This is a genomic window from Dyadobacter sp. 22481, assembly GCF_052044875.1.
Classification (GTDB): Bacteria; Bacteroidota; Bacteroidia; order Cytophagales; family Spirosomataceae; genus Dyadobacter; species Dyadobacter endophyticus.
Window position 1 is genome coordinate 226,553 of the sequence record NZ_JBQENV010000004.1, and the last position, 16,336, is coordinate 242,888.

Genomic DNA, 16,336 nt, shown 5'->3' on the forward strand with positions numbered 1-16,336 from the left:
ATTAAATTACAATTTCGTCTGTTCCGGCTGCATCACATCACTCAAATTATCCGTCACTACATTCTCCGTCTCCTGAATATTATTAAACGCGTATTCCATTTTACTGCGATCAAACTCTTTTTCATTATTCGCGAGCCAAATGGTGGCGACGCCGTTGCCGATGAAATTGGTGATCGCGCGGGCTTCGGACATGAAACGGTCGACACCGAGAAGAAGTGCCAATCCTTCGACCGGGATTACTTTAATGGCCGTCAATGTCGAGGCCAGGACGACGAAACCGCTGCCTGTCACACCCGCGGCACCTTTTGAAGTGACCATCAGAATGCCGATCAGCGAAAATATCTGGCCTATATTCAAATGCACATTGAAAACCTGCGCGAGGAAGATGGTCGCCATTGAGAGGTAAATGGTCGTCCCGTCGAGGTTGAAGGAATATCCTGCCGGTACCACGAGCCCTACTACCGGTTTGGAGCAGCCCATTCTCTGTAATTTATCCATTAATGAAGGCAACCCTGCTTCGGAAGAGGAGGTCCCGAGCACGATCAGCAGTTCTTCACGGATGTATTTCAAAAAACGCCACAGGCTAATTTTGTAAGTCCGCAAAATCAATCCTAAAACTCCAAAAATGAATACCGCCATCGTCGCATACACGGTACCCATGAGCTTTGCGAGCGGTAACAGGGTGTCAATACCATATTTACCAATGGTGAACGCCATGCCGCCGAATGCACCGATGGGCGCGAAAATCATGACGAGGTGCAGGGCTTTGAAAACATATGTGGACACAAAATTCAACCCGTCGATAATCCGCTGTTTGGCTTCAATACGGCTCAGTACCGAACCGAATACGAGCGCAAAAAGCAAAACCTGCAACGTCACATTGTCGAAGAAAAATTGCAGCCAGCTGAAATCGTGTGCTTTGCCGGCATATTTGGAAATATCCCCTTTTTGTAGTGAATCGGTAACCACGCCTTCGCCCGGACGGATGATGTTGGCGACAATAATCCCCACGACAAGAGCGAGGGTCGTTACCACTTCGAAATAGAGCAATGCTTTGGCGCCTACCTTGCCCACCTTTTTCAGGTCGCCCATTCCGACGATGCCCAGCGTGATGGTCAGGAAGATGATCGGATTGATAAAAAGCTTCACTACCGAAATGAAACCTTCGCCCAGAAATTTCATTTCAACCGCCTGGTCGGGCAAATAATGACCGAGCAATGCGCCTGCGGTAATGGCCGTCAGGACCCAGAAGGTCAGATTGGTAACAAGCTTTTTCAACGGCGTTCAGATATAGGAATGAAACAGTTCGTATCGGGTGTCACCCACAATCAGTTGGGCAACCTATCAATTTACAATAATAAGAAGTCTGGCAGACGATTCCGGGAAGGCAGAAGTAAATTTTTAATATCTATTTATACTTGGTCTAAATTAATACCATATATTTGCCTCAGATAAATGCCTGGCATTAATATCCATGATCATCAAGAGGCTATGCAAGAGGATTCGCATTCATACAACTCATTACGGATTTTGAGCCACACGGGCAAAGGCTACATCGGACAGTGTAATTGCTGCACGCATTTCAATTTCGCCTATGGTAACGTGCTTTTTGTATTTACAGAGGACGGTTTGAGGGGTTTTCAATCCATTTTGTATGATCAATACCACCTCCATGACCTCGGCGAAGCACTTCCCAACGGCAAAACCCATTTGTTACCATCGCCCATCCCGAACTTCATGCTCTCTTTCGACGATACCGAGTTGGAGGAGATCAGGACGATGTTCCAGGAAGCGCTGCTGGTTTTGGAAGTGGATAAAATATTTTCCTTTAAAAAGTAAAACCTGAAATGCAGCCCATTCCGAGATTCTATATCAGTTTAATACTAACCCTTTTCACGGCTGGGACCGGTAATGCGAAAGCACTCCGGATCGTGTCCGCGAACGGGACATTGAGTGAAATCCTGGTCGGGCTTGGTCTCGAAAAACAGATCGTAGGCGTGGATGTGACGAGTACCTACCCCGCCTCTCTGGAAAAACTTCCGAAGATCGGGCATAACCGCAGCATTGCGGCCGAGGGTATTCTCGCATTGAACCCCGACGTGATCGTTTACACCGACCAGAGCATGCTTTCGCCAGCAGTCGTGAAGCAACTCAATAGCAGCGGCAAAAAACTGGTCGCATTCAAGCATGAATATTCCAAAGAGGGCACTATCCGGCTCATCCGTGAGGTCGGGGCTTATTTCAATGCCCATGCACAGGCCGAGAAAATGGTCAAAGCATTACAGGCCGACCTGGCGAAAATCCCCGCGCCGGCCAATCCGAAAAAATTACTCTTCATCTACGCACGCGGAACAGGCACGCTGATGGTTTCAGGCAGCGGCACTTCACTGGACAAAATGTTTGCATTGACCGGTCACAAGAATGCAGTAAGCGGCTTTACTGATTTCAAACCACTTACTGCCGAATCGCTCATTACCGCCAACCCGGATGTGCTCGTACTGTTTTCCAGTGGCCTCGAAAGTCTCGAAGGCATGGACGGCCTCCTGAAAGTACCGGGCGTGGCGAGTACCAATGCCGGAAGAAACCGAAAGATTGTGGCCATGGACGGCCAGCTCCTAACCGGTTTCGGGCCCCGGCTTGGCAAAGCGGCTATTGAACTTTCCCTAAAAGTAAAGTAACGGGCAATGCTGACAGAAACTTTAAACGAGCTGGAAACGACAAGGGAGGAAACCTTCCAGAAACACTTTTTGCCTTCCTCAACGGGCAAGATGGTGTGGATATTGGGCTTGGTCCTACTGGCCTGCGTTATTTTCTCCGCCTGCACAGGCGCTTTGCCCATTTCGGTAAGCGAACTTTGGCAAATCATCGCGTTCAAACTCGGCTGGATTGCCGAAACGGGGGTCGAGGAACAGAAATCGATTGTTTTCTGGATCATCCGGTTGCCCCGCGTATGCCTCGCCGTGCTCATCGGCGCCGCATTGGGCATCGCAGGCGCGTCGTTGCAGGGACTTTTCCGCAACCCCATTGCCGACGCCACGCTCATTGGCGTCACTTCCGGCGCGTCCCTTTTTGCCGTTTTCGTCATTATGCTCAACGTTAGATATTTCGGAATGCTGAACGAGCTCGCCGGCGCGTACAGCATTTCGTTTGTCGCTTTCCTCGGCGCAGCCTGCACCACATTATTGGTATACCAGCTTTCCAAAGTCACCGGAGAGGGCGGGGTGACCACATTATTGCTTTGCGGGATCGCCATCAACGCGTTCGTGGGCGCGATGACGGGCCTGATGACCTACCTCGCCGACGACGCCCAGCTTCGGAGCATTACTTTCTGGAATCTCGGCAGCCTCGGCGGGGCCAGCTGGACGTCGGTAATAGCCGTGGCACCATTCGTAGCCATTTCACTCATTTTCATGCCCTACCTTTCCAAGGCACTGAACCTGCTTGTGCTCGGCGAAAGCCAGGCGGCCAGCCTCGGCGTGAATATGAGATCGTTGAAGCAAAAGGTGATCATCCTCGCGACCATAGGCGTAGGCGCTTCAGTGGCCGTTGCGGGGACAATCGGCTTTGTCGGACTGGTGGTACCGCACATTATACGCACGTTGTTCGGACCCAATCACCGGACACTGATCATCGGATCGGCACTTTCAGGGGCCATTGTACTTACATTGGCCGACACCCTCTCCCGCACCATCGCAGCGCCGTCGGAACTCCCGATCGGCATTCTCACGGCGATGCTCGGCACCCCGTTCTTCATATATATTTTGTGGGAACAAAAACGGAAACGGCTATGATCCATGTACGCAACGCCGGTTTTGAGGTACGGGGCAGAAAATTGCTTGAAGATGTCAGCTTTTCTGCCAAATCCGGTGAATTCTGGGCGATTGTGGGCGCTAATGGTGCTGGAAAATCCACATTGATTAAAGTGCTTTCTGCCGAACTGGGCACTACTTCAGGCTCGGTACTTTTCCATGACCGCGACCTTCGGAAATACAAACTGAAAGAGCTCGCCAAAAAACGGGCGGTATTGGCTCAGCAAAATAACATTACGCTTTCGTTTACCTCGCAGGAGATTGTGCTGATGGGCCGTTACCCCTTTTATGACGCCGACCCTGCGCAGCGCGACCTGGCGATCGTAGATAAATGCCTAAAAAAGGTTGGTATAGGTCATTTGAAAAGTCGGTTGTACCCGACGCTCTCCGGTGGCGAGCAGCAGCGCGTGCAGCTCGCGCGTGCGCTCGCGCAGGTATGGGAGATTGAAAACGGGCTCCTGCTTCTCGACGAACCGACCACGGGAATGGATCTTTTGCACCAGTACGAGACTTTTCAACTGGCAAAAGAGCTTACCCGCAAAAATCTCGCCGTAATTGCCGTGATACACGACCTGAACGAGGCGTTACAATATGCCGACCGTGTACTGATGCTGAAAAACGGGTGCACACATGCCATCGGACCGCCTGAAAGTGTGCTCACCGAGCAGACTATCCAGGAAGCATTCGGGTTGCCGGTGCAGATTATCCAGCCTGAAATGACGCCCTACCCGGTAATTGTGCCGAACGTAGCGCCTGTTTACCATATACCCTGATTCATAACTACTTAATACTAACAAGACATGAAGTCGACCCTTTCACCCGAAAGAACTGAATTGAAAGAACGTTGGGCTGATTACAAGCTCGCCAATCCCAAAACGCGCATCCGCGATGCCGCGAAAGCGCTCGATACGTCGGAAGCCGAGCTCCTTGCCACTGGTCTGGGGGAAAATGTACAGCTGCTCGACGGCGATTTCAGAGACCTGATCAAAGAAGTTGGCTCGCTCGGGCACGTGATGGCGCTTACGCGCAATGAGCATGTGGTACACGAGCGTAAGGGCGTTTATGAGAAGATATCTTTCAATAACCACGTCGGGCTGGTACTCGGCGAGGATATTGATCTCCGCTTGTTTCTTGGCGACTGGAAATTCGGGTTCGCGGTTTCAGAAAACGACCGTTTCAGTTTGCAATTCTTCAACAGCTTTGGCGAGGCCGCGCATAAAATTTACCTCACCGAGAAAAGCAATAAGGAGGCATATGACGCATTGGTTATCAAATACCTAGCGGCCGACCAGGATGTGAAGTTGTTTGTGAACGAAAAAACCGAAAAGGCGGCCGAGCCCGAAGAACCGGCAAACCTCGATAAGGCCGCATTCCAACAAGAATGGCTCGCATTGAAAGACACCCACGACTTCTTCACACTGCTGCGCAAGTACAAGCTTTCGAGAAAGCAGGCATTGCGCAACGCGCCGGAAGGTTATGCCCACCGTATTAAGACCGAAAGCATGAAACCGCTTTTCGATGCAATTTCGGAGACGGGGTTGCCGATCATGGTGTTCGTTTCCAACCCCAACTGCATTCAGATCCACACAGGCCCCATCAGCAAGATATTCGTCATGGGCCCGTGGCTGAATATCATGGACCCCGAGTTCAACCTGCATTTACGCGAAGACGCGATTGACGAGGCATGGGTAGTAAGGAAACCAACCGAGGACGGTATTGTGACCGGTATCGAGCTCATCGACAAGGATGGTGTGATGTTCAACCAGTTCTTCGGTAAGCGCAAGCCTGGCATTCCGGAACTGGCCGAATGGCCCGCGCTGATCGCACAGCATTCGCTGCCACTTTGACCGGGAAAGCATTCATACCAACGATTTAAGATTAAATTTCGCCATAGTAATTAAAAATTGCCGGTCTCGGATGAGCCGGTTTTTTTTGTAAATTAAAATCCCGTATAAATGCATAAGAGAAAAATAAATTTGCAAACAATTTCAACTACAAAAAATATCAACTATCTAATTATCAATATTTTAAATAATATATTCTGTAAACTTTTCTAAATTTTAATTTCCATAAACCCTTCAAAATATTTACATTTGAATATACAAAACTCAGCAATCTTCCCTGACGCCATCTAATGGAAACCATAAAATCTTCACAATCAGAAAGAACCTATACAGCCGATGAAGCCTTTCAGGCCTCGCTGGAATATTTCAAAGGCGACGACCTTGCCGCACGGGTTTGGGTTAATAAATATGCCTTGAAAGATTCGTTCGGAGCGATCTATGAAGCAACGCCGGACGACATGCACCGCCGCATTGCTTCGGAAATCGCGCGCATCGAACAGCGCTATCCGAACCCGCTGAGTGAAACAGAGGTTTTCGACCTGATCAAGGATTTTAAATACATCATCCCGCAGGGCAGTCCGATGACCGGCATTGGTAACCCTTACCAGATTGCCTCGCTCTCGAATTGCTTCGTGATCGGCAATAACGGCGAATCGGATTCCTATGGCGGCATTATGAAGATCGACCAGGAGCAGGTACAGCTCATGAAACGCCGCGGCGGCGTGGGGCACGACCTCTCGCATATCCGTCCGAAAGGCTCGCCCGTGAAAAACTCGGCACTCACTTCGACCGGTATCGTGCCGTTTATGGAGCGCTTCTCCAATTCTACCCGCGAAGTGGCGCAGGATGGCCGCAGGGGCGCATTAATGCTTTCGGTAGCCATTAAGCACCCGGATTCCGAGGATTTCATCGATGCCAAAATGGAGCAAGGCAAGGTTACCGGCGCCAACGTCTCGGTACGGATCGACGACGCGTTTATGAAGGCGGTCGATTCCGGAACGAGCTATCGCCAGCAGTATCCGATCAAAAGCGATAATCCGTCCCACATCAAGGACATCGACGCGACGGCGCTTTGGAAGAAAATCGTTCATAATGCGTGGCAATCCGCCGAACCGGGCATTTTGTTCTGGGACACGATCATCCGCGAATCCGTTCCCGATTGCTATGCAGACCTGGGTTACCAGACCATTTCAACCAATCCATGCGGCGAAATCCCGCTTTGTGCCTACGACTCTTGCCGTTTGCTGGCTATTAACCTGTTTTCTTACATCGAAAATCCGTTCACGGACAAGGCGAAGTTCAACTGGGACCTTTTCAAAAAGCATATTGCAGCGGCGCAGCGCATGATGGACGACATCATCGACCTCGAACTCGAAAAGATTGACGCGATCCTGCAAAAAATCGATGAAGATCCGGAAGACGCCGAGGTGAAACGCGTGGAGCGCAATCTCTGGCTGAATATCCAGACAAAGGCCAATGAAGGCCGCCGGACAGGTATTGGTATCACTGCCGAAGGCGACATGCTCGCCGCATTAGGCCTGCGCTACGGAAGCAACGAGGGCAATGCATTTGCCGTTGAAATTCACAAAACAGTTGCGCTCGAAGCTTACCGCGGGTCCGTTCACACTGCCAAAGAAAGAGGGGCATTTTCCATTTTTGATTCGGCAAGGGAGCAAAACAACCCTTTTATCCTTCGCCTGAAAGAGGCGGACGCACAGCTTTATTACGAAATGCTGGAATACGGTCGCCGGAACATCGCATTGCTAACGATCGCCCCGACGGGAACGACCAGCCTGATGTCACAAACGACCTCGGGGATCGAACCGGTTTTCCTTCCGGTTTACAAGAGAAGAAGGAAGGTCAATCCAAATGACAAGGACGTTCGTGTGGATTTTGTGGACGAGGTGGGCGATTCATGGGAGGAATATGTTGTTTTCCACCATCGTTTCAAGCAGTGGATGGAGGTAAATGGCCTGGATATCAGCAAAAATTACGCTCAGAAAGAGCTGGATGAACTCGTCAGGAAATCGCCCTACTACAAAGCGACTTCGAATGATGTGGATTATCTTAAAAAGGTAAAAATGCAGGGCGCGATCCAGCAATGGGTCGATCACTCGATCAGTGTGACGATCAACATGCCTAACGATGTGACCGAGGAGTTGGTAGGTGAATGCTACATGGAGGCCTGGAAGGCGGGTTGCAAAGGCGTTACCGTTTACCGCGACGGCTCGCGCTCCGGTGTGTTGATTGCCAATACAGAGAAAAAAGAAGAGTTGCAGGAAGGTGTCCCAGCACCATTCCCTACCGAGCGCCCGCAAACGCTCGAAGCCGACGTAGTGCGTTTTCAAAATAAAAAAGACAAATGGATCGCGTTCATCGGCCTGATCGACGGACGCCCTTACGAGATCTTTACTGGTTTCGCGGACGATGAAGACGGGATTCTGATTCCACGCTGGGTGAACGAGGGCCTGATTATTAAAAACCGTGAAGCCGACGGCAGCTCCCGTTATGATTTTCAATACAAAAACACGCGGGGCTACAAGACGACAATCGAAGGGTTGTCTTACAAATTCAATCCCGAATATTGGAACTATGCCAAATTGATTTCCAGCACATTACGCCACGGAATGCCCATCGAAAAAGTGGTAGACCTGATCAGCAGTCTGCAACTCGACGAGGCGATCAATACCTGGAAGGCCGGTGTGGCGCGCGCGTTGAAACGTTATATTCCCGACGGTACCGAAGCCGCCAAACAAAAATGCCAGAATTGCGGGTCCACAAACCTGCTATACCAGGAGGGTTGCCTGACTTGCAAGGATTGCGGCTCGTCGAAGTGCGGGTGAGGGGAATAATTTTAAATGATTAACCGGGTCGCTGGCGACCCGGTTAATCATTTAAAACGTATTGTCTTCTACAACGCCCAGGTAGTTGAATGGGCTCAATGCACGAAGTTCTTCGCGTATTTTTTCCGACACGTCCAGCGTTTCGATAAAACGAGAAATAGAGTCGTGAGTGATTTTTTCGTTGGTGCGCGTCAGTTCTTTCAATGCCTCGTAAGGTTTTGGATAGCTTTCGCGGCGGAGAATGGTCTGGATTGCCTCGGATACTACGGCCCAGTTTTCTTCCAGCTCTGCTTTCAATGCCTCTCCATTCAATTCCACTTTACCCAGGCCTTTAAGAAGTGAGTTCAAGGCAATGGCCAAATGCGCAATTGGTACGCCAATGTTACGAAGTACAGTAGAGTCGGTAAGGTCGCGTTGCAGACGGGAAATCGGTAATTTGGCCGCGAAATGCTCGAACAATGCCGACGCCAGCCCCAGGTTACCTTCCGAATTTTCGAAATCGATCGGGTTCACTTTATGCGGCATCGCCGATGAACCTACTTCGCCGGCTTTAATTTTCTGTTTGAAATAACCCATTGAAATGTACGTCCACATATCCCGGTTAAGGTCGGTGAGGATCGTGTTCAGGCGTTTCAAACAGTCGAAAGTAGCGGCTAGGTTGTCGTAGTGCTCGATCTGAGTCGTATGGCGGCTTCTTTTCAGACCCAATCCTTCTACAAAATGGTGGCCGAATGCCATCCAGTCCTGTTTCGGATAAGCCACGTGGTGCGCGTTAAAGTTACCGGTCGCACCGCCGAATTTCGCCGAATGCGGGATTTTATCAAGCATTTCGAGCTGGCGTTCCAGACGCTCCACAAAAACCAGGAATTCCTTACCCACCCGTGTAGGCGACGCAGGCTGCCCGTGCGTGAATGCCAGCATAGGTACATTCTTCCATTCGATGGACATCCTTTTCAGTACAAACAACACCTGACGGAACAATGGCTTGATCTGCCGCTCCATCGCATCTTTGAGCGATAATGGGATCGCCGTGTTGTTGATATCCTGCGAAGTAAGGCCGAAGTGAATAAACTCCTGGTATGACTCGATGCCCAGCTTTTCGAATTGCTCTTTGATAAAGTATTCGACAGCCTTCACATCGTGGTTGGTCACCTTTTCGATGTCCTTTATGTGCAGTGCGTCGGCTTCGCTGAAATCTTCATAGATCTTTCGCAGCGACGCATATTTTTTCTTGTCAAATTCTGATAACTGTGGCAGAGGGATTTCGCAGAGTGCTATGAAATATTCGATTTCCACATACACCCGGTAATAAATCAGAGCATATTCCGAGAAATACGCCGAAAGTTCAGACACTTGTTTGTAATAACGGCCATCAACGGGAGAGATCGCCGTAAGCTGATTTAATGACATGATTTTCAATACAAAAATTGATTATCAGGCAAAGTTAGCAGAATTCATGGTCCTAAAATGGTAAATCAGAAACGAAAAATTCTTTTTGGGATTGGAAATAGAAATTATAAAACTATTCGCATATTCGTTCACAAACCTTGATTAAACCAAACACATGCAGCCTTCACCTTTTATTGGAGAATTAGTCGGAACCATGGTTCTTATTTTACTTGGCAATGGCGTAGTTGCCAATGTCGTACTGAAGAAAACCAAGGGTGAAAGCTCCGGCTGGATCGTGATAACCGCGGGTTGGGCTTTCGCAGTAATGTTTGGTGTGTTCACAGCCAATGCATTCGGAAGCGCGGCGGCACATTTGAACCCGGCCGTTACGGTGGGTTTTGCGGTTCTCCAAAACGATTATAGCCTGATTTCAACTTTTATTCCCGCACAACTAATCGGCGCATTTCTTGGCGCTGTACTGGTATGGCTGCAATATCTGCCCCACTGGAAGGCAACCGAAGACGGCGGGGCCAAACTAGCCTGTTTTTCAACAGATCCGGCAATCAGAAGCACCGGTGCCAATTTCCTAAGTGAATTTCTCGCTACTATTATTCTGATCGTCGGCATTGTGGCCATCGGCTACGCGGGCACGTCGGATCCCGAAAAAGGTGGTATACCGTCGGGTGTCGCACCCTACCTGGTCGGTATGCTCGTTTGGAGCATTGGTTTATCGCTCGGAGGAACGACAGGGTATGCGATCAATCCTGTGCGTGACCTTGGCCCGCGGATCGCCCACGCCATACTGCCTATTCCCAACAAAGGCAGCTCCGACTGGGGCTACGGCTGGATCCCCGTGGCGGCCCCCATTGTGGGAGCCATCATCGGCGGATTGATTCTTCGTAGCTTTTCTATGTAAAATGTTATTCAACTGTAATCTTCCCGCCGCCCGAATAGCTGCGGTACGCTCCCTGGTACATCGCATCGGCGGCAGCGGGGCCAACGGTAAATGTACCCTTTGAAACAATTCTTACCTGGTAATAAAAGGTTTTTTCCTGTGCGTCGGCCGTCGTGAAGAAATGGATGCGGTCGTCGCGGATATCGTAAAACTCCGGCACTGCCGCTTTCGTAATCCACGGCATATCGCGAGGCTCGGTAATGCGCGGATTTTCTATTTCAAAACCTGAGGGGAGCAGATCGGTAATTACCACGTTTTCAACCGGCAGGCCATTGGTGCTCGAAAGCGTGAGCTTGACGACAATCAAATCATTTTGCTTGAAAGACTGCGCAGGCGCGCCATTGCGTGTGAGGAATTGGCGGCGAATGCTGAGCCCCTGATCCTCCTCGACATAACTGCCCGTCGCCGACATGCCATCTGTCTGCGCGAACCAGTACAAATCGCCTTTGCCCTGCGTTTTCACGAGCAACTTCTGATTGATGATGCCTTTCGAGATCTTCAACTCCTTGCCCGAAAACTGGCCCAATGCCTTGCCATTCGCCGAAACAGATGCCGTTACCGTGGAGTTGGAAGTCTTTTTAGCCAGTTTACCCAAAGCCAACACCGCAAACGCAGCTTCCTGCGTATTCAGGTACGAAGCCGATTGGATTGCCTGGGAGAGCTGCCGTCCAAGCACGGGAATCTGTACATTGGAAGGGTCAGATTCGATCAGCGTATTCAGTACGAGCGACATGTTCCGAAGGGGTGATGAGTAGCTGTTATCGAAATATTGTCCGGCATTTTCCGCTACATACTTCTTGGGCAGCAATGCATTGAAACTCCGTGAATCGCCGGTGAGTTGAAAAGCACCAGCAAGCAGGTACTTGGCGTCTAACGTGAGCAAGTGCGGGTTTTGCTTATAATAATTCATCGAAGCACGGTTTGGATGACCGTCCAGGGCAAGCACGTAAAGTGAGTAAATGGCCTCACGACGTGCTACTGTCTTTCTGGTTTGCGTACCAGTTGGCTGCCCCTCGTAAGCCAACCCGCTGTTGGTGCTCGCCGTGACAACTTCCCTGTTGGCGGTGGTGCCGCTCTGTGCTGTCAGATATTCCACCGCCCGGCTGAGCGTTTTGGCATTTACTTCAAAACCTGCCCTGCGCGCTTCCTCCAGGAAGTGAACGGCATATGCGGTCGCCCACCAGTCTTCCTGTGTTGCGCCGGGCCACATACCCATTCCCCCATTGAATAGCTGCTGCGATTCTACTTTGCGGATAGCCTGCTGTACATTGGTCATGGGGTTAAAATCACTATCCCCGCTTCTCACAGTGTAAACCGGTGCAGCCATTGCCTTCGCAAGGTCGGCGAAGTAAATCTGCGGAAATGCTTTGGAAACAGTTTGTTCGAGACAACCATATGGATAACCCAGCAGTGTCGATAACGCCTTTCCGCCTCCCTGGACAAGCGGTGAGCGGCTCAGAACTACCTGGCTTGTACTTGTCGCAGGTATGAATGACGACCGCAGGTCGATCTGGCCCTGCTTGTCGCCAGCAATCAGGCCGGATGCACTCGTTTTCAACAGCGGCGATGCGGGACGAACCGTAATTTCGGTTTGGTTGACGAAAGTTTCTTTGAAGGCATTCACTTTCACCACCACTTTACCGAGGCCAATGGCCGCCGCCGCTTTGACCGCAAACACTGCACGGCTTTCTTTCCCGGCCGGTACAGTGATATTTTGGGTAACCGGTGCAGAGCCTGCTGCCAGCGGGCCGGAAAGTTGCACGGAAACTGTTGCAGTAGTCGCTTTGGCTTCTGTATTGCTGATATTAACTGGCAGTACCAGTTCGTCGCCCGGACTTAGGAAACGCGGCAGACCTGCGCTGATCACAATCGGGTCGGCCACTTTCATGTTTTTGGTCGCTGAACCAAATGCATTATCCTTGTAAGCAACTGCCATAATGCGCAAATCGCCACTGAATTGGGGGATATTGACATCGAAAGTCGCCTCGCCGCTGCCATTGGCTTTCAGCTGACCGCTCCAAAACGAAACCAGTTCGGTGCGGCCGTTGCTGAGCGGGTTTATGCGTCTTTCCAGATCATAACCGTCACCACCCGAGCTGGACGTTCCTGAAATGGTCAGTTCCGGGAAAAGCTGGGCGTACAAATCATGGCTTACGACCTCCAATGCCCGCTTCTGATAAAAATGCCCGTGGATATCGGGAGTCTTAGAATTTTTGATCTGCAAAATTCCCTCATCTACCACGGCTAGCGTCACTTCCGCATTCGGCTCCGTCTTAATCCGGATCTGTTGCTTCGTTTTCGATCTCGATTTCTCAATGGCGGTAATGGAAACAGACAGTTGCCGGTCAGGATCGTCGACGATTATAGGCTGGAACCCGTGTGCGACCGTCAGGGGCATATCGGAAGCGTCCAGTGGCCTGATCAGCGTCGCTGTCACGAATACGTTCGGCAAATGCTCTTCCTTGATTTTGAATGTGAGTTCGGCCGCCTTCTTCTCGGTTGTGAGGATGTGCTGTTCGAGCACGTTGTTCCGCTCTACTGTCACCAGTAACCTCCCGTCGAACGGCGTTTTGAACAGAACCTTTGCCGATTCGCCGGTTTTGTACCGGTCTTTATCAGTTTCCATCAACACTCGCCCTTCATTGCTCACTTCAAACGACGAGTATTGGGTATAACCGTAGCCGTAAGCATAGAAATTCGCGAGCGTGTAATGCGCAGCGCCCGGGCGTCGCACACGTACCTCATATTCGCCCGAAACTGTGGGCACATAATGGAATGTACCTTTTCCTCCCGAAAGCGTCAGTTTGTTGGAATAAACCAGTTTTTCGTGCTTGCGGGAGGTGTATTGTAAGCGGTCGTATTTCTTTTCAACAACCGTCTGGTATTCGAGGCGCACTACTTCGACGCTTGCGGTTGTACCATTTTGCAATGCGCCGTTCTTGCCAACACCCACAATATCAACTGGCACGGGCGCATTCGTCCCAACGTACGCATCGGGCAGGCGAATGCCGTAGAATACCGGCTGCGTGTACACGTCGAAGCGCTGCAACCTATTTACCGGCCTTCCGTTTTCGTCAAAAACAGTTACATAAATCTTGCCTTCCAACACACCAATATCCTGCAAGCCGGAGAGTAATGTAAACTGCTCGTTGGCTTGGCCCTGCTCGTTCGTCGTGCCCTGGCGGCTGTCGCGCTCGAAGGTAGTTTCAGCAGGTATATCAAATGTATATTCAGGAAAACCTTTGGCAGAAAAGCCTTTTCGTTGCAACTGAAAATCCATCTCGTAAGTGCGGTTGCTGGCAGGAGGGCCAAACAAGTTCACCGCTGTGGCCGTCAGCGACACTTTTTGCCCTGAAACATAGTCTTTGGCCGCACCGCTGAGATCTACTTTAATGCGATCAGGCATAAATTCTTCCACGCTCACAGCCTGAGACCCTAATAAAACCTCATTCGCATTATAGACTTCCAGAATGTAGGTCCCCGTCAGCACCCCGGCATCGAGCGGGATTTCCGATTCTACGGCGCCCTGGTCGTTGGTCGTTTTGCGCCATGTCCGGAATTCTCGGCCATTCGGAGTTAGTAACCGCAGTTTCAAAGGCACTTTCGCCGCCGTTTTCCAATCCTGCGTCCGCAACACCGTGTTGAAATGCATGGTTTCGCCAGGGCGGTAAATGTCGCGCTGGCCGTAAATGAACACCTGGTACCCCGACGCATTGTCCCGCAAGCCTTCCACATCGAATCGGGAAGTGAGTACCTGCGTATCTTCGAGCAGCAGGTAATTGAAATCGTCTTCCAAACTCGCCGTAATCATCGCAATCTTGAAGCCAGGCGCTTTCTCGCCTAGCTTATCAACATGCGCAATGCCGTCGCCGTCGGTTTTGAGTGTGTGAACAGTCTGATTGTTAGAACTTACGAGCGTCAGTTCAAGGTCCTTGATCGGCTCGTTGGTTTTAATGGAATTTGCAAAAATCCAGAGCTCATCTTTACCCTGCTTAGCGATAAGGCCAATGTCGGAAATCGACACCAGCTTGGTCGCGCCCAGGTACGCCTCTTCCTCCGAATTCACCGCCACCAGATACACGCCCTGCCGTTTGTTGTCGTCAGGTAATGCAATATTCAATGCCGAAATACCCTTGTCTTTCGAAAGGTCTGCAGTTTCGACCGTTTTGCTCACGATTACATCGCTCAGTTGGCTGTCGCGGTCGTCGCTATAATTGAAATTGCCGGTTGGCTGCCAGTCATCCCCCACGTACGCATAGTCATTCCAGCGGTTGTTGTGGATATAATGCAGGATATTGTTGGCGTACAGCTTCGAAATGCGTACCTGTACCTTCGGCACGTTTACGATATTGACGCCGATATTTCTCGAACTTTTGGAAGATAAATACAGGCCCTTTTTATTAGCAAACGAGATCGCCGCGGGCATTTTACCAAAAAACAGATCCCGCGAAGTTTCTTCTTCCAAAGCTTGCCCTAAAATGCCTTTCAGTGTCTGTTTCAGTTGCAGTACGTAAGTTTCCGTTTCATTGAAAGCTCCTCGGAGAATAAAGCCATTCTCCGTCGGTTCGGTTTCTACCGCAGCTTCGGGACTTATCGTAAAGCTATTGGCGATACTTTCCTTATTCAGCTCCTGCGTAGTGACGATCCGCGCATAACCCGCATTATTCTCAAACCCGGTTTTGATATCCACCACTTCCAGATGCAGCGGCGACGGAATGCTGACGGTCCTTGCAAGCGCCTCCTGGCTACTGTATGAAGTATTTTGCACCTTCACACCTTTATCAATCGCGATATTGACCGGCGTTTCATTGTTGTCCGCTTTCCCGATATTGGTCAACGCCAGCGTCACCGACGATTCATCCTGCGAGGGCAATACCCTGTATTGCAATGCCTCGTTCCCGGACAAAACTTTCAATTTTTCAGCCACATTCTGCCCATTCACCGGGTAATTGAAATGCAACCGCAGCCGCGCTTCCTGCCTGCTCGTTTCCTGAGACAGTGTCCACCAGCTTTCCGTTTCCACGAGTTGTAAATAGGGGGTATGGAACGCGATCGGGTCTTTGGAAATTTTGTATTTTTTTTCCTTATCCGTCTTCTCCGTGACCAGGTCCGTGAGTTGTGCCTTATAGGACGTAGCAGCGCCAAATCCGGCAACAGGCGAGAAAACAAGTTCGTTAGGTGCAGTCCATTTGAATTTCCCCCGAACCGCAGGCTCGAACGTCACATATTGCGTCGAATCCCAGTTATTGAGCTCGGCTGTAGAAACCAGGTCCTTGTTGAAGGTAAACACAAGGTTTTGCGATTGCCCGACCTCTTCCGTGAAGTTGGTACCTGCCACGCGAATCTCATTAAAAGAAGAGCATCTGCTAAAAAACCAGACAAAAAAGAGAAGGCAAAAAGAACACAGGATGGCAGTCTTTTTCATAGGAAAGAAGATATAAAAAACGGATGATTTTTAGGATCAAAAACCATCCGCCTAAATTAGACTTTATAAGT

10 protein-coding genes are annotated in these 16,336 nt (G+C 50.3%); 7 read left to right on the forward strand and 3 right to left on the reverse strand.

Features of this window, described 5'->3' with window-relative positions; genetic code table 11:
* Positions 1–6: 6 nt before the first annotated feature.
* Positions 7–1,278: a C4-dicarboxylate transporter DctA gene (gene dctA / locus ACTJJJ_RS27000; protein WP_440703583.1), complete on the reverse strand. Its 1,272-nt coding sequence runs from the start codon at positions 1,276–1,278 to the stop codon at positions 7–9.
* A 213-nt stretch (positions 1,279–1,491) separates the two neighbouring features.
* Here dctA and ACTJJJ_RS27005 point away from each other — a divergent pair, with 213 nt between their 5' ends.
* The 6 genes from ACTJJJ_RS27005 to ACTJJJ_RS27030 all read left to right on the forward strand — a co-directional run bounded on the left by ACTJJJ_RS27005 (position 1,492) and on the right by ACTJJJ_RS27030 (position 8,496).
* Entirely contained in the window at positions 1,492–1,839 is a 348-nt protein-coding gene (locus tag ACTJJJ_RS27005; RefSeq protein ID WP_440703584.1) for a DUF6686 family protein, read from the forward strand.
* Between the two features lie 8 nt (positions 1,840–1,847).
* On the forward strand, positions 1,848–2,678 hold the full coding sequence (locus ACTJJJ_RS27010; protein WP_440703585.1) for a heme/hemin ABC transporter substrate-binding protein: 831 nt from the start codon (positions 1,848–1,850) through the stop codon (positions 2,676–2,678).
* A 6-nt stretch (positions 2,679–2,684) separates the two neighbouring features.
* Positions 2,685–3,791, forward strand: coding sequence for a FecCD family ABC transporter permease (locus ACTJJJ_RS27015; protein WP_440703586.1), 1,107 nt, complete (start codon positions 2,685–2,687; stop codon positions 3,789–3,791).
* A complete protein-coding gene (locus tag ACTJJJ_RS27020) occupies positions 3,788–4,582 on the forward strand; it encodes a heme ABC transporter ATP-binding protein (protein ID WP_440703587.1) in 795 nt (264 codons plus the stop codon). Before ACTJJJ_RS27015 ends, ACTJJJ_RS27020 begins: the two co-directional genes overlap by 4 nt.
* A gap of 27 nt (positions 4,583–4,609) precedes the next feature.
* Positions 4,610–5,656 carry a hemin-degrading factor gene (locus ACTJJJ_RS27025; protein ID WP_188938588.1) on the forward strand — a complete coding sequence of 349 codons (1,047 nt, stop codon included), beginning with the start codon at positions 4,610–4,612 and terminating at the stop codon, positions 5,654–5,656.
* A 287-nt stretch (positions 5,657–5,943) separates the two neighbouring features.
* Entirely contained in the window at positions 5,944–8,496 is a 2,553-nt protein-coding gene (locus ACTJJJ_RS27030) for an adenosylcobalamin-dependent ribonucleoside-diphosphate reductase (protein ID WP_440703588.1), read from the forward strand.
* A gap of 51 nt (positions 8,497–8,547) precedes the next feature.
* On the opposite strand, the gene purB is transcribed toward ACTJJJ_RS27030, so the two are convergent.
* Positions 8,548–9,906: an adenylosuccinate lyase gene (gene purB, locus ACTJJJ_RS27035; RefSeq protein WP_188938590.1), complete on the reverse strand. Its 1,359-nt coding sequence runs from the start codon at positions 9,904–9,906 to the stop codon at positions 8,548–8,550.
* A gap of 154 nt (positions 9,907–10,060) precedes the next feature.
* On the opposite strand from purB, the gene ACTJJJ_RS27040 reads away from it, so the two are divergent.
* Entirely contained in the window at positions 10,061–10,801 is a 741-nt protein-coding gene (locus tag ACTJJJ_RS27040) for an MIP/aquaporin family protein (protein WP_188938591.1), read from the forward strand.
* A 4-nt stretch (positions 10,802–10,805) separates the two neighbouring features.
* On the opposite strand, the gene ACTJJJ_RS27045 is transcribed toward ACTJJJ_RS27040, so the two are convergent.
* Entirely contained in the window at positions 10,806–16,265 is a 5,460-nt protein-coding gene (locus tag ACTJJJ_RS27045; protein WP_440703589.1) for an alpha-2-macroglobulin family protein, read from the reverse strand.
* Positions 16,266–16,336 lie beyond the last annotated feature (71 nt).